This is a genomic window from Bhargavaea cecembensis DSE10 (assembly GCF_000348905.1).
GTDB classification, from domain to species: domain Bacteria; phylum Bacillota; class Bacilli; order Bacillales_A; family Planococcaceae; genus Bhargavaea; species Bhargavaea cecembensis.
The window spans coordinates 1-13,599 of record NZ_AOFT01000005.1; the positions used below are offsets into that span (position 1 = coordinate 1).

The window sequence follows — 13,599 nt, forward strand, 5'->3', positions numbered from 1 at the left end:
ATGTACTGTTTTTTAATTAATGCCCTGCTCCTGGTGTGTAGATGAAGTTCGTATAGTAGCTGAACCCTACCATGAAGACCATCAAGTAAGCGCCGAAAAGATATAAGTACATGCGTTCAGTTAACTTCAGGTAACCGAAAAGAATGAAAAATCCGGTGCTGGCCAGCATGAGCAATGATGGGGTCATCATGTCTCCGACATAGAACATGACCGCGAAAATTCCTGTCCAGAAGCCGCAAAGCTTGAACATATTATCCACGCGTGTTCCCTCCTTTACAACGGTGCCATAATCATCTCCCATTCATTATATAGTGTTTGCCTGCAGGGTGCAAACTGATTCCGCATCCGAGATTGTGACAAAAAAATGTCCGTGTCAATCCGGCAAAATCGGATTTTGACGCTTTTCGGTGAGCATTTTCCGAAAATGACATCGGAAAATGACCCGTTTTGCAAAGTCTGCGAGTTGACTATCAACCGGTTTCACTCCGTCCTATACTCGAGATGACAGGAAAGTGCGGTCCTTTCTTGTCAATCCAATTTGGCAGGGAGGCGGCAGACGGTGGAAAATCTCATCGAACAGAAAGCCGTGGAACTCCTTGGCCGGGCGCTTGGGGAGGGGGCGACAGACCTCCACCTGAATCCGTCCGGCCGGACATACGAAATCCAGCACAGGAAAGGGAGGGGGATCATCACGGCAGCGGAGATACCGGTCGATCTTGGTGAGCGGATCATCTCTTTTTATAAATACCTTTCTTCACTCGATATCGGCGAGCGGAGAAAGCCTCAGAGCGGCGCCTTTTCACTCAGATTCGGAGAATCCCTTTATTCGTTCAGGATCTCGACACTGCCCTCTGTGAACTTGAAGGAAAGTGCCGCAATCCGGTTCCAGCCTCATGAGGAGGCTCTGCCTGTCGGAAAGCTGACCGATGACAGGGAGTCGGAACGGCTGCTTCTTGAGGCGGCCCGGATGCGGCAGGGCATGGTCTTTTTCACGGGGCCGACAGGGAGCGGCAAAACGACCACGATGTATTCTGTGACCCGCCACTGTGCAGAGGCGCTGGGCAGACACGTCATTTCCCTGGAAGACCCTGTGGAGCGCAGTCAGCCGCATCTTCTCCAGATCCAGGTGAACGAGCGTGCCGGGATCACCTATTCGGCCGGGCTGAAAGCCATCCTGCGCCATTCGCCGGATGTGATCATGATCGGAGAAATCCGTGATTCGGATACCGCAAAGGTGGCTGTTCAGGCCGCTCTGACCGGGCACCTCGTCGTCGCGACTGTCCACTCGAGGGACACGGCAGGCAGTTTGTTCAGGATGACAGAATTCGGCATCCAGCTGGAAGAGCTCAGGCAGACAGTGGCCATGATCTGTGCGCAGAGGCTGGAGGACGGATTCCGCGGCCGGAAGGCACTGTTCGAAATCCTGCATGGGGAATTGCTCGCGGAAGCATTCCGGTGTCTCAGGGAAGGCCGGCCGTTTGTCATGCCTGAAAATCTGACGCTTGACCGGAAGGGGGAGATTCTGCATGGCGCCGTCCCTTATGCGACGTCGGGAGAAGCGCCGGCTTCATCAGCCGGAACGGTTTCTTTCAAGGGCCGCGGGACTGATGGATGAAGGGTATACCTTCCACGATTCGATCCGTATGCTCCTGCCCCACCATCTCGATGATCCGGCCGGGGCCGAGCAGGTGCTGGAACGGAATCTCCGTTCGGGCGACGGGCCTGACGAAATCCTGAAAAGCATCGGATTCTCTCCGGCACTCCTGCTGCCGGTCGGCATTGCAGCCAGCCACGGCAATCTGCCCGGGGCCATCAGGACGGTCTCGGAACGTCTCAGACGCAGAGGGAGGACGCTTGAGAAGCTGAGGAAGGCGACGCTGTATCCGGCCGTCCTGTTCGGTTTCATCTCGCTTCTTTTCATCCTGTTCAGGACCCTCTTCATGCCGAACATGGAAAAAATGCTGGCCGGCCGGGGCGGCGAGGGGGAGGCGATGGCCCTGTCGGCGATTCTTCTGCGATTGCCTGATGTCCTCGCAGGGGCTGTTGTCATTCTGACGGCAGCTGCCGTTATCGCCTACCTGGTGTGGGCCGGGAAATCCGCGGAGGTGAAGCTGAGGGCCATACATGCCGTGCCCGTTCTGTCGAGATGGGTCCGGATGGCCCATACTTCGGTTTTTGCCCGGGAGATGGGCACGCTCCTCGGAGGCGGAATCCCGCTCCAGCAGGCGATCGGGATTTTGTCCGGGCAGGACGAGCATTCCATGCTCGCATATATGACCAGAACCGCGGGCGGCCGGATCCTCATGGGGGACCCGCTCCATGAAGCGGTGAGACATGCCGGAGGCTTCTTGCCGGATTTCCCGTCGTTTATCCGCCACGGGGAAGAGGGCGGCCATCTTCCTAGAGAGATGCTGGTCTACAGCGAACTGATCGACGAAAAAATCGGCGAGGAATCAGAAAAGCTGATCGCCGTCATCCAGCCAGTTTTATTCGGAATACTTGCGATATGCATCATGGGTGCGTACCTTGCACTGATGCTGCCGGTCTACAGTATGGTCGAACTACAATGAAGGGGGTACCTATGTTCAAGCGACTCAACAACCAATCCGGGTTCACACTGATCGAGATGATGATCGTCCTTCTTGTGATTTCGGTTCTGATCCTCCTGGCCATCCCGAATGTCACCAAGCGGGCAGCCGAGATTGACGAAACCGGATGCGATGCACTGGAGCAAATGGTCGAAGGACAAGTCCAGGCCTACAAACTGAAGAACAAGGAAAATCCGGCTACGGCTGCGGCATTGGTGCCTGATTATCTTGAGAGTGAGAATGACCTTACCTGCTCGGACGGGAGGACGATCGTTGTAACCAATGGCGAGGTCAGTATTTCGAACCCTTGATCGGTCAGGCGGATTCACGTTCACCGAAATGCTCCTTGTGCTCGCGGTCGTGATGCTCGTGTCGGGCGTCGGGTACGCGGCAGCCGCTTCAAAAGCGCTGCAGGACAGGGAGCCGATCCCGTTCGGAGATCAGCTGAAGCTCGATATCCAGGCGATCCAGATGCATGCCGTCGCACATAAAGATTACACGAAAATCGTTTTTCTTGGCGACGGCACCTATGTAGCCTCCGGGACACAAACCGGTATCCTGTTCAGACGGCAGCTGCCGGAAGGGGTCTCCCTGTCGGATTTCAGCACACTAAAACAGGTGGAGTTCACCAGCATAGGGTCCGCAAGAGCGTTCGGGACACTGAACTTTCATACTCCAGAAGGTCCCGTGAGGGTGATTATCCACATCGGAAAGGGGAGGGTCATGATTGACCGGTGAACGGGGGTTTTCATTTCCGGAATCCCTCCTGTCACTGCTGATTGTCTATGTGATCTTCACATCGCTGCTGCCACTGACCAACCGCATGGTGATGAACCTGGAAGAACAGAAACTTGCGGCGCAGGCGGCTTCTGTTGCTTCCGATTCGGTGGACGGACATTTCCTGACCGGAGAAGCGGAAGGTTCACGGATCATTGAAAGTGTGGTGTTCGACTGGCGGATGCAGGGAGGGGGAATCTGTGTCTCATACAAGGGAACCTCGGGCTGGCAGTCACGCTGCTTCGAGCCGGACGAGTGAGGGGGGATATACATTTATCGAAGCCTTGCTGCATCTGGCGATCCTTTCCGTGTTTTTCATCCTGTTCGCCGGATTTTTCCGCTATTCGGCCGGCCTGTTCCATCATGTCGGAGATCCTACCTCCGTGGAATGGGAGCTTTTCAGGTATGAGGTAACCGAATACATGAAAAACGTGGACCGGGTGGAGATTCTGGAGCGGGGCAGCAAACTTCACATCTTCAGCGGAGAGACAGTGACCGAAATCGGTTACTATCCGGAAAGTTCACTGATCCGGAAGCGGGTGAACAGCAAGGGGCATGAACCGATGCTGACCGGTGTGCGGTCTGTCCTCTTCACAGTGTCAGACAACGTCCTGTCCATCCGGGCCGCCTTTGATGACGGTACAGAAAGGGGGACGATGCACCATCTGCTCCCGGCTGAGGAATGAAGCGGGCGGAGTTCTGCCCGCTGCGCTTCTCCTCCTTTTTCTCGTTTCAGGCTTTGTTCTTTTCGTCACAAATGCCTATCTGGCACAAATGCACGCTTTTACGTTATTGGAATCTTCTCACGCTCGTGATACGATTATAAAAATCGAGTCGTATTTTAGCGAAGCGGAACCGCTTTTAGGCAGGTGGGAAGATGAAGAAGGTATACCTGATCGGCTACATGGGTTCGGGGAAGTCGGCGATCGGGAAGCGGCTGAGCTACGCGCTGCGTCTCCCGTACTACGACATGGACAGGGAGATCGAGAAACAGGCGGGCATGAAGATTCCGCAGATTTTTGAACAGTACGGCGAGGAGCACTTCCGTCAGTTGGAAACCGACTTTCTGAAAAACTTCCGTGATGAATGGTGCATCATCTCGACGGGCGGCGGGACACCGATGCGACCGGAAAATCGGAAGCTCCTCCGGCAGACTGGACTTGTGCTTTTCCTGAATGCCCCATTTTTCGAAATCTGGAGGAGAATCAAGACGGACAAGAACCGCCCGATCGTCCAGCGCTCGACACGTGAGGAACTCCAGAAGCTCTTTAACGAGCGCAAAAAGGTCTATAAAAAGACCGCCCATATCACCATCAATACAAAGGGGCGCAGCCTCCGCCAGGCTACGGATTATGCCGCCAGACAGGTCAGACGGCTAAAAGGCAGGGAAAAGCGTTGAAAAAAGACCGGAAACCGAACTTTAATGGTTTCTGGTCTTTCTTTTGTTCGTTTATCAATCCGATTTCTAAAAGATATTGCCTTTATCTAAATTCAATGTTAGGATATAGGCAAAGCGGCAGAACTTTCGCTTGATTCACAGCTGAATAACCGGCATCTGCCGGGCGGATGAATGTACGGGGAGAGAACGCAAAAGTGCGTCGCCGAAGGAGCAAGTAACGGGTGTTATGAATCTCTCAGGCAAAAAGACTCGTACAGGACGCATCTCTGGAGAGCGCCGGATCAGCCGGCCACCAACGAGGAAAACCGAGCAGGAAAACTTTCAGGTGACAGGACAGAGGACCCGATTAACAGGGTCTCTCTGTCCTTTTTTACATCTGGATGAAACGGAGGAGAAGCGCAATGGCGGAAACCACCTTGCAGCGCACCCCGCTATACGACCTGTACGCCGGTCACGGGGGGAAAACAATTGACTTTGGCGGATGGGACCTTCCTGTCCAATTTTCCGGCATCAAGTCGGAACATGAGGCGGTACGGACAAGTGCGGGCCTTTTCGATGTATCCCACATGGGAGAAGTTCTTGTCGAAGGAACGGGCAGCACCGCATTTCTTCAGAAACTCATGAGCAATGATGTTTCAAAGCTTACTGCCGGACGCGCCCAGTATACGATCATGTGCAATGAGCAGGGCGGCACAATTGATGATCTGCTGATCTATAAAATGTCCGATGACAAGTATTTTCTCGTTGTCAACGCTGCCAACACACAAAAAGATGTGGAGTGGATGAAGCAGCATGCCGAAGGAGATGTAACGGTCACCGATGTATCGGCAGATTATGCACTTCTGGCACTGCAGGGACCGAAGGCGGAGGAAGTTCTTTCAAGACTGACAGAAGAGCCGCTTGAAGAGATCAGGTTCTTCCGCTTCAAAGAGAATGTCAGCATCTCGGGCCATCAGGCGCTCGTTTCCCGCACAGGCTACACCGGTGAAGATGGCTTTGAAATCTATACTTCTCCCGAATCTGCACGTGCGCTGTGGACTGAAATCCTGAAGGAAGGCGAAAAAGACGGCGTCGTCCCTGCAGGGCTGGGTGCCCGTGACACGCTTCGCTTCGAAGCGGGCCTTCCGCTCTACGGCCAGGAAATGGATGAGGAAATTTCCCCGCTTGAAGCCGGTCTGGGCTTTGCAGTGAAGCTGGGCAAAGAAGCCGACTTCATCGGCAAGGAAGCCCTCTTACGCCAGAAAGAAGAGGGTGTTCCGCGCAAGCTCGCCGGTATCCGCATGATCGACAAAGGCATTCCGCGCACAGGGTATGCCGTCTACAAAGGCGAAGAAAAGATCGGCGAAGTCACAACCGGAACCCAGTCCCCGACATTGGGCCAGAACATCGGCAACATTCTCATCGATGCCGAACATGCTGTTATGGGTGATGAAGTCGAAGTGGCAGTCCGCAAAAAACGCCTCAAGGCTGAAATTGTTGAAACCCCGTTCTACAAGCGGGCGAAATCCTAAATCAGAAAGAGGTCCAGAATGATGAAGCACCGTTATTTGCCGATGACCGAATCGGACAAGAAACAAATGCTTGATGCGATCGGCGTCGGATCCATCGACGAACTGTTCAGCGACATTCCCGAAAAAGTCCGGTTTGACCGTCAGTACGACCTGAAGCCGGCACTGTCCGAAACAGATCTGCTGAAGGAACTTTCCGCGCTTGCCGGCCAAAATGCCGACAGCAACTCCCATGCCTCTTTCCTCGGGGCTGGCGTCTATGACCATTACAAGCCGGTCATTGTCGACCATGTCATTTCGCGTTCCGAGTTTTATACCGCCTATACACCGTACCAGCCGGAATTCTCCCAGGGGGAACTCCAGGCGATCTTCGAGTTCCAGTCGATGATCTGCGAACTGACCGGCATGGATATTGCAAACTCCTCCATGTATGACGGAGGGACATCCCTAGCCGAGGCAGGGATGCTTGCGGCAGGCCATACCCGCCGCAAAAAGCTTCTGATTTCGGAGGCCGTCCATCCGGAATACCGGGACGTTGTAAAAACCTATGCGCTCGGTCAGTCGATTGACGTCGAGGAGATTCCGCTGAAGGACGGGCAGACGGACTACGATGCACTCCGCAGCATGATCGACGGAGATACAGCGGGAGTCATGGTCCAGTATCCGAACTTCTTCGGCCAGATCGAGAATATCCAGGAGGCGGCTGACATCGCCCATGAAAACAAGTCGCTGTTCATCGTCTCCTCGAACCCGCTCGCGCTTGCCGTTCTGACGCCTCCGGGCAAACTTGGCGCCGACATCACAGTCGGTGATGCACAGCCGTTCGGTATCCCTGAAGCCTTTGGCGGTCCTCACTGCGGATACTTCGCCGTCACCAAGAAACTGATGCGCAAGGTTCCGGGACGTCTCGTCGGTGAGACAAATGACGAAGAAGGCCGCCGCGGATACGTCCTGACGCTACAGGCACGTGAGCAGCATATCCGCCGCGACAAGGCAACGTCCAACATCTGCTCGAACCAGGCACTTAACGCCCTTGCCGCATCGGTCGCCATGTCGGCGCTCGGCAAGCAGGGAGTGCGCGAGATGGCCCTGCAGAACATCTCTAAAACGCAATATGCCATCCGTGCATTTAAAGAAGCCGGTTATGAAGTTGTGTTCGGCGGCCCAAGCTTCAATGAGTTCGTCGTGAAATGCAACGAGCCGGTCGCCGACCTGAACCGCCGTCTGCTCGATGCCGGAATCATCGGCGGATACCATCTCGGTCTGACTTACCCTGAACTGGAAGGCCACATGCTCATCGCGGTGACCGAACAGCGGACGAAGGAAGAAATCGATGCACTTGTGCAGGAAATGGAGGCCATCCATGCATAAAGAGAATCAGCCGCTCATTTTTGAAATCAGCAAAGAAGGCCGGATCGGATACAGCCTTCCTGAATTGGATGTTCCGGAAACCGATCTTTCCGGCCTGCTCCCTGAGGGGCTTCTCCGCGAGGAACCGGCAGAGCTCCCGGAAGCATCCGAACTGGATATTATGCGCCACTACACGGCACTTTCAAAACGCAACCACGGTGTCGACTCCGGGTTCTACCCGCTCGGCTCGTGCACAATGAAGTACAACCCGAAAGTCAACGAAGCCGCGGCGCGACTGTCCGGCTTCGCGAATGTCCACCCGCTCCAGGAGGAATCTTCCGTCCAGGGTGCAATGGGGCTGATGTACGACCTTCAGGAGCATCTGGTCGAAATCACGGGCATGGACGAAGTGACGCTGCAGTCCGCTGCAGGTGCGCACGGCGAGTGGACGGCACTCATGATGATCCGTGCCTTCCATGAGGCGAACGGAGACCACAACCGGACGAAGGTCATCATCCCTGACTCCGCGCACGGAACCAACCCGGCATCCGCAACGGTTGCCGGCCTGGAAACGATCACGGTCAAGTCCGACGAAAACGGACTTGTCGACATCGAAGACCTGAAGCGCGTTGTCGGCGAAGATACAGCCGCCCTCATGCTGACCAACCCGAACACGCTCGGCCTGTTCGAGGAAAACATCCTCGAAATGGCAGAAATTGTCCACGGTGTCGGCGGCAAGCTCTATTATGACGGCGCCAACCTGAATGCCATCATGGGCAAGGTCCGCCCGGGGGATATGGGCTTCGATGCCGTCCACCTGAACCTCCACAAGACATTCACCGGCCCTCACGGCGGCGGCGGTCCGGGTTCCGGCCCTGTCGGCGTCAAGAAGGAACTGATTCCGTTCCTGCCGAAGCCGGTCCTCGTGAAGAAAGACGATGCTTTCACATTCGACTATGACCGCCCGCAGTCGATCGGCCGCATCAAGCCATTCTACGGCAACTTCGGCATCAATGTGCGCGCGTATGCGTACATCCGTTCGATGGGCGCGGAAGGCCTGAAGCTGGTTTCCGAATACGCGGTGCTCAATGCCAACTACATGATGCGCCGGCTTGCGCCGCACTTCGACCTGCCATACGACCGCCACTGCAAGCATGAATTCGTGCTGAGCGGCCGCCGCCAGAAGCAGCTGGGCGTCCGTACGCTCGATATCGCCAAGCGCCTGCTTGACTTCGGCTTCCACCCGCCGACCATCTACTTCCCGCTCAACGTCGAGGAAGGCATGATGATCGAGCCGACCGAAACGGAGTCCAAGGAAACGCTTGATGCGTTCATCGATGCGATGATCCAGATTGCCCGCGAGACGGAAGAGAACCCTGAAATCGTCCAGGAAGCGCCTCATACAACCGTCGTGAGCCGCCTTGACGAAACTCAGGCCGCCCGGAAGCCTGTACTGAAATACAACCGTCCGGAAACAGCAGAACCGGTTGCCGTGAACTGATGGATTGCACGAACAAAGAAGGCCCGCAATGTCTGCGGGCCTTTTGGCTGCAGACAAAGGGAGAGAATAACCCTTTTGTCTGCAGTTTTTCTTTTGTCGGGGGAAGGCCTTGACGGTCGGACGCCTGGCGATTTTCCCGGTTCGACCGCCTGTATGACGAAACCAAACACCTGATTGAGGGAACTTCAAGCTCCAAGTATGTCCGTCCGGCAGCAAAACGCCGCCGAGCAGAAATTTCTGCTCGGCGGCGTTCCGGTTTTATTTTTTCGTTTTGACCTTGCCGGTCCACTGGCGGAATCCGCCAGTGAGCATGTAAAGCTGTCCGTAGCCGCGTTTTTTCAGATAGAGTGCGGCACGGCCGCTCCGGGACCCGTTCTGGTCGTACAGATACACCGGTTTGTCCGGACGGATCTCCTTATAACGCTGGGAGAATTGCGTGAACGGGATGTTGCGGGCGCCGAGAATGTGCCCCGCGTCAAAGTCCTTCTGCTCGCGCACATCGATCAGCTGGGCTTTCCGGTAGCCGGCGATAAACTCTTCCTGGTTAAGTGCCGTCACCGCCTTGCGGGTCCTGAGCAGGGTCACAAGCAGGTAGATGATCAATCCGAAAAGGATCGCGGAAATGATATAAAGTGATTCCAAAGCCATTTTCCCCTTTCTCTCTCCCTAAGATTATAAAAGAACTGACGCGGTTCGTCCACGACCGGACAAAATATCGGTTCACCCCGCTAAAAAGCGACAGGGGATTATGATAAACTAAATCCATTGTGTTTTTTGAAAGGGGCTGTCTGGAATGACAGAAAAATGGATGTTCATCAACTCCGGGCCGCAGAGTGCGTCCTATAATATGGCGTTGGACGACGCGCTTCTCGAACTTCATTCGAAAGGCCGGATTCCGCCGGTTGTCCGCTTTTATGAATGGAATCCTGCGACGCTGTCGATCGGCTACTTCCAGAAGGCGACGGAAGCGGTCGACCTGGAGAAAGTGAAGGAGATGGGCCTTGGATTCGTCAGGCGGCCCACAGGCGGACGTGCCGTGCTCCATGACCGTGAACTGACATACAGCATCATCGTTTCGGAATCCCATCCTGACATGCCGGAAACAGTGACTGAAGCATACCGGGTCATCAGCGCAGGTCTGCTTGAAGGGTTCCGCAATCTCGGCCTGCAGGCGGAGTTCGCTATTCCGGCCACCCGTGAAGAAAGGAATGCGCTGAAAGAACCGAAGAGTGCTGTCTGTTTTGATGCGCCGAGCTGGTATGAGCTTGTCGTCGAGGGCAGGAAAGCTGCAGGCAGCGCACAGACGCGGCAGAAAGGCGTGATTCTCCAGCACGGGGCGATCCCAGTCTCGCTGGATCTCGACAAGCTCGTTTCCGTTTTCAACTTCAAGACAGAAGACCACCGCAGCAGAATGAAAGAAAAGCTGGCGAAAAAGGCGGTATCAATCGAGGAACTCTCCGGCCGCAGCGTGGAAATGCCGGAAGTGACCGAGGCGTTCCGTTCCGGTTTTGAAAAAGCCTTGGATATCGAGCTGATCGGAAAAGAGCCGGACGAGGAAATTCTGGAACTTGTCCGCCGCCTCGAGGAAGAGAAGTATTCGAACGACTCATGGAATTTCAAAAAGTGAATCAGGGACTTTCCGATCATTTTTATTGACCGCGATTTGTGTCGAATCACGTCGAAGCCAGTTGCCGCATGACATTGAAGCCTATCTGGAAATGTCAAGGCTGAATTTCTGCTCTTGATGCCGAGTTTCAACATGTAGTAGAGTTGGGAAGTACATAATACTAGATATAGTATCTATCATAAAGGACACTTGAGGAGGTCATGGTATTGGTCATCGCTTCACACAAAAACCAACCGACGCTGGACGTTTCGAAACTGAACAGGGACATTGCCGGTTTCCCGCAGGTTTATCCGGTCACGGAAGAGATGCACATCCGGCACAAAGGGGTCTCCCGGCTGGTCATGATCGACCGCTATTCGTTTAAGGATACCGAGAAAAAGACGCTTGGCGAGGGGGACTTTGTCGTCCTGACCGTCAAGGAAGACCCGAAATTCCCGGCGCGGGGCCTCGGCTACATCCTTTCCCTCGACCGGGAAAAGGGCATGGCTGACATCTGGATCGAACCGGACTACCGTTCCGCGATCGACGACCCTGCGGAACAGGAAAAGGGGATTGTCACACGGCCCGTGGACGTCATCGAAAAGCCGCTTGAAGTCTTTTATGAGCAGATCGCCAAACGGAATGCAACCGGGCTTTCTTCCGTCGAGAAAGACGAAGCGACCCGGCGGGCTTCCTACGAGCGCTTCTACAAAGAGCTGGTCTCGCTGAATTTCATCCCTGCAGGCCGTGTCCTTTACGGTGCGGGCGCCGACACGGACGTGACGTACTTTAACTGCTACGTCATGCCGTTTGTCGCAGACTCCCGCGAGGGCATCTCGGACCACCGCAAGCAGGTGATGGAGATCATGAGCCGCGGCGGCGGTGTCGGGACGAACGGTTCCACGCTGCGTCCCCGCAACACACTTGCGCGCGGCGTGAACGGAAAGTCTTCAGGCTCGGTTTCCTGGCTGGATGACATCGCAAAGCTGACCCATCTGGTCGAGCAGGGCGGTTCCCGCCGGGGCGCACAGATGATCATGCTCGCCGACTGGCACCCCGACATCGTCGAATTTATCATCTCGAAAATGCAGAACCCGCGCATCCTCCGTTATCTGGTCGAGAAAACGAACGATGAGCACATCCGGAAACTGGCAAAAGAGAAGCTGAAGTTCAAGCCGTTCACCCAGCAGGAAGAAGCCATGTACCAGGGCATCGTCAACTACAAGAACATCCCTGGCCTCGGTGGTTTTAATGAGGCGATCATCCGTGATGCCGAGCAGAAGCTGCGCGACGGCGGTACCTACTCCGTCCACAACCCGGAGTTCCTGACCGGTGCGAACATTTCGGTCACCCTCACTTCCGACTTCATGAAGGCGGTCGAAGAAGACGGGGAACACCGTCTCCGCTTCCCTTATGTGGAACAGTATTCTCCTGAAGAGATGGACGTGTACAACGAGGAATGGCATCAGGTCGGGGACGTGCGGGAATGGGAAAAACGCGGGTTCGCCATCCGCACCTACCGTTCCATGAAGGCACGAGAACTGTGGAACCTCATCAACATCTGCGCCACCTACTCCGCGGAGCCGGGCATCTTCTTTATCGACAATGCAAACGATATGACAAATGCAAAAGCCTACGGCCAGCAGGTCGTGGCGACCAACCCGTGCGGTGAGCAGCCGCTCGCGCCGTACTCCGTCTGCAACCTTGCTGCGGTCAACCTTGCTGAGATGGCTGACAAGGAAACGCGCAAGGTCGACTACGACAAGCTCCGCGAAACTGTACGGACAGGCGTCCGGATGCAGGACAATGTCATCGATGCCACACCGTACTTCCTTCCGGAAAACGAGCGTCAGGCTCTCGGCGAACGCCGTGTCGGGCTCGGCGTCATGGGTCTTGCGGACCTGCTGATCTACTGCGGCAAACGCTACGGATCCGAAGAAGGCAACCGGCTTGTCGATGAAGTCTTCGAAGCCATCGCGACGACTGCCTACCGGGAATCCATCGAGCTCGCCAAGGAAAAGGGCAGCTTCCCGTTCCTGATCGGGGATTCAGATGAAGAAACGAGGGATCTCCGGGAGCGGTTCATCAACACCGGCTACATGAAGCGCATGCCGGAGGACATCCGCCAGGGCGTCCTCGAGCACGGGATCCGCAACTCGCACCTTCTGACAGTCGCGCCGACCGGTTCCACGGGCACCATGGTCGGAGTCAGCACAGGGCTCGAACCGTACTTCTCGTTCACCTATTACCGGAGCGGCCGGCTCGGGAAGTTCATCGAGGTAAAGGCGGAGATTGTGGAAGAATACCTGAGGGCCAACCCGGATGCCGATCCGGAACAGCTTCCTGACTGGTTCGCCACTTCGATGGACCTGACACCGGAGGAGCATGCGGACGTGCAGTGTGTCATCCAGCGCTGGATCGACAGCTCCATCTCGAAGACAGTGAATGCGCCGAAAGGCTACACGGTCGAACAGGTTGAATCGGTATACGAGCGCCTCTACCGCGGCGGCGCGAAGGGCGGCACTGTCTATGTGGACGGCTCCCGCGACTCCCAGGTGCTGACGCTGAAGGCAGAGGAAAACGACCCGGAAGCGGAAATCGAGGAAAAGGTCGAGGAAAAGCGTCCGGTCGTCCTCGTGGATACAATCCAGGCCCTCCGGTCGACCAATGTCACGATCGGATCGGAAATCGGTGATACGTGCCCGGTCTGCCGGAAAGGGACAGTCGAAGAGATTGGCGGCTGCAACTCCTGCACAAACTGCGGGGCACAGCTGAAATGCGGACTGTAATCATCTTTTCCATCTTTTAATCAAGGAGCGGGCATCCCATAACGGGGTGCCCGCTTTTTCTTGTCTTTCTCTCGGATCATT

Annotated in this window: 14 protein-coding genes and 1 riboswitch; of the genes, 12 read left to right on the forward strand and 2 right to left on the reverse strand. The window is 55.5% G+C overall.

From position 1 onward, the window contains the following. Nucleotides 1-16: 16 nt before the first annotated feature. The gene (locus C772_RS05805) at nucleotides 17-250 is read right to left on the reverse strand and encodes a DUF2626 family protein (RefSeq protein WP_376739642.1); all 234 of its coding nucleotides are present in this window, start codon (nucleotides 248-250) and stop codon (nucleotides 17-19) included. A gap of 309 nt (nucleotides 251-559) precedes the next feature. Here C772_RS05805 and comGA point away from each other — a divergent pair, with 309 nt between their 5' ends. The 10 genes from comGA (at nucleotide 560) to gcvPB (ending at nucleotide 9,123) form a co-directional block, all read left to right on the forward strand. Continuing rightward, complete coding sequence (gene comGA, locus C772_RS05810; protein WP_008298176.1) at nucleotides 560-1,615, forward strand: competence type IV pilus ATPase ComGA; 1,056 nt, start codon at nucleotides 560-562, stop codon at nucleotides 1,613-1,615. Further along, a complete protein-coding gene (gene comGB, locus C772_RS05815) occupies nucleotides 1,608-2,570 on the forward strand; it encodes a competence type IV pilus assembly protein ComGB (RefSeq protein WP_008298177.1) in 963 nt (320 codons plus the stop codon). The genes comGA and comGB overlap by 8 nt, the downstream gene beginning before the upstream one ends. Nucleotides 2,571-2,581: 11 nt before the next feature. Beyond that, nucleotides 2,582-2,899 (forward strand): competence type IV pilus major pilin ComGC, encoded by a 318-nt coding sequence (comGC, locus tag C772_RS05820; RefSeq protein WP_008298178.1) that lies wholly within the window; start codon nucleotides 2,582-2,584, stop codon nucleotides 2,897-2,899. Beyond that, nucleotides 2,871-3,326: a hypothetical protein gene (locus C772_RS05825; RefSeq protein ID WP_008298186.1), complete on the forward strand. Its 456-nt coding sequence runs from the start codon at nucleotides 2,871-2,873 to the stop codon at nucleotides 3,324-3,326. The genes comGC and C772_RS05825 overlap by 29 nt, the downstream gene beginning before the upstream one ends. Next, nucleotides 3,316-3,624, forward strand: a complete 309-nt coding sequence (locus C772_RS05830) for a hypothetical protein (protein ID WP_008298187.1) — start codon at nucleotides 3,316-3,318, stop codon at nucleotides 3,622-3,624. Before C772_RS05825 ends, C772_RS05830 begins: the two co-directional genes overlap by 11 nt. Beyond that, the gene (comGF, locus tag C772_RS05835) at nucleotides 3,566-4,051 is read left to right on the forward strand and encodes a competence type IV pilus minor pilin ComGF (protein WP_008298188.1); all 486 of its coding nucleotides are present in this window, start codon (nucleotides 3,566-3,568) and stop codon (nucleotides 4,049-4,051) included. The genes C772_RS05830 and comGF overlap by 59 nt, the downstream gene beginning before the upstream one ends. Nucleotides 4,052-4,242: 191 nt before the next feature. Then, the gene (locus tag C772_RS05840; RefSeq protein ID WP_008298189.1) at nucleotides 4,243-4,764 is read left to right on the forward strand and encodes a shikimate kinase; all 522 of its coding nucleotides are present in this window, start codon (nucleotides 4,243-4,245) and stop codon (nucleotides 4,762-4,764) included. A 167-nt stretch (nucleotides 4,765-4,931) separates the two neighbouring features. Continuing rightward, a riboswitch (glycine riboswitch) is annotated at nucleotides 4,932-5,025 on the forward strand. 140 nt (nucleotides 5,026-5,165) lie between these two features. Beyond that, nucleotides 5,166-6,275, forward strand: a complete 1,110-nt coding sequence (gene gcvT / locus C772_RS05845) for a glycine cleavage system aminomethyltransferase GcvT (protein WP_008298190.1) — start codon at nucleotides 5,166-5,168, stop codon at nucleotides 6,273-6,275. Nucleotides 6,276-6,296: 21 nt separating this feature from the next. After that, nucleotides 6,297-7,643 carry an aminomethyl-transferring glycine dehydrogenase subunit GcvPA gene (gcvPA, locus tag C772_RS05850; RefSeq protein WP_008298191.1) on the forward strand — a complete coding sequence of 449 codons (1,347 nt, stop codon included), beginning with the start codon at nucleotides 6,297-6,299 and terminating at the stop codon, nucleotides 7,641-7,643. After that, nucleotides 7,636-9,123, forward strand: coding sequence for an aminomethyl-transferring glycine dehydrogenase subunit GcvPB (gene gcvPB, locus C772_RS05855; protein ID WP_008298193.1), 1,488 nt, complete (start codon nucleotides 7,636-7,638; stop codon nucleotides 9,121-9,123). Before gcvPA ends, gcvPB begins: the two co-directional genes overlap by 8 nt. A gap of 258 nt (nucleotides 9,124-9,381) precedes the next feature. On the opposite strand, the gene C772_RS05860 is transcribed toward gcvPB, so the two are convergent. Then, nucleotides 9,382-9,765 carry a rhodanese-like domain-containing protein gene (locus C772_RS05860; RefSeq protein WP_035001625.1) on the reverse strand — a complete coding sequence of 128 codons (384 nt, stop codon included), beginning with the start codon at nucleotides 9,763-9,765 and terminating at the stop codon, nucleotides 9,382-9,384. A 151-nt stretch (nucleotides 9,766-9,916) separates the two neighbouring features. Here C772_RS05860 and C772_RS05865 point away from each other — a divergent pair, with 151 nt between their 5' ends. Then, nucleotides 9,917-10,750, forward strand: coding sequence for a lipoate--protein ligase family protein (locus tag C772_RS05865; RefSeq protein ID WP_008298196.1), 834 nt, complete (start codon nucleotides 9,917-9,919; stop codon nucleotides 10,748-10,750). A 200-nt stretch (nucleotides 10,751-10,950) separates the two neighbouring features. Then, nucleotides 10,951-13,518, forward strand: coding sequence for a vitamin B12-dependent ribonucleotide reductase (locus tag C772_RS05870; RefSeq protein WP_035001628.1), 2,568 nt, complete (start codon nucleotides 10,951-10,953; stop codon nucleotides 13,516-13,518). The last annotated feature ends 81 nt before the right edge of the window (nucleotides 13,519-13,599 follow it).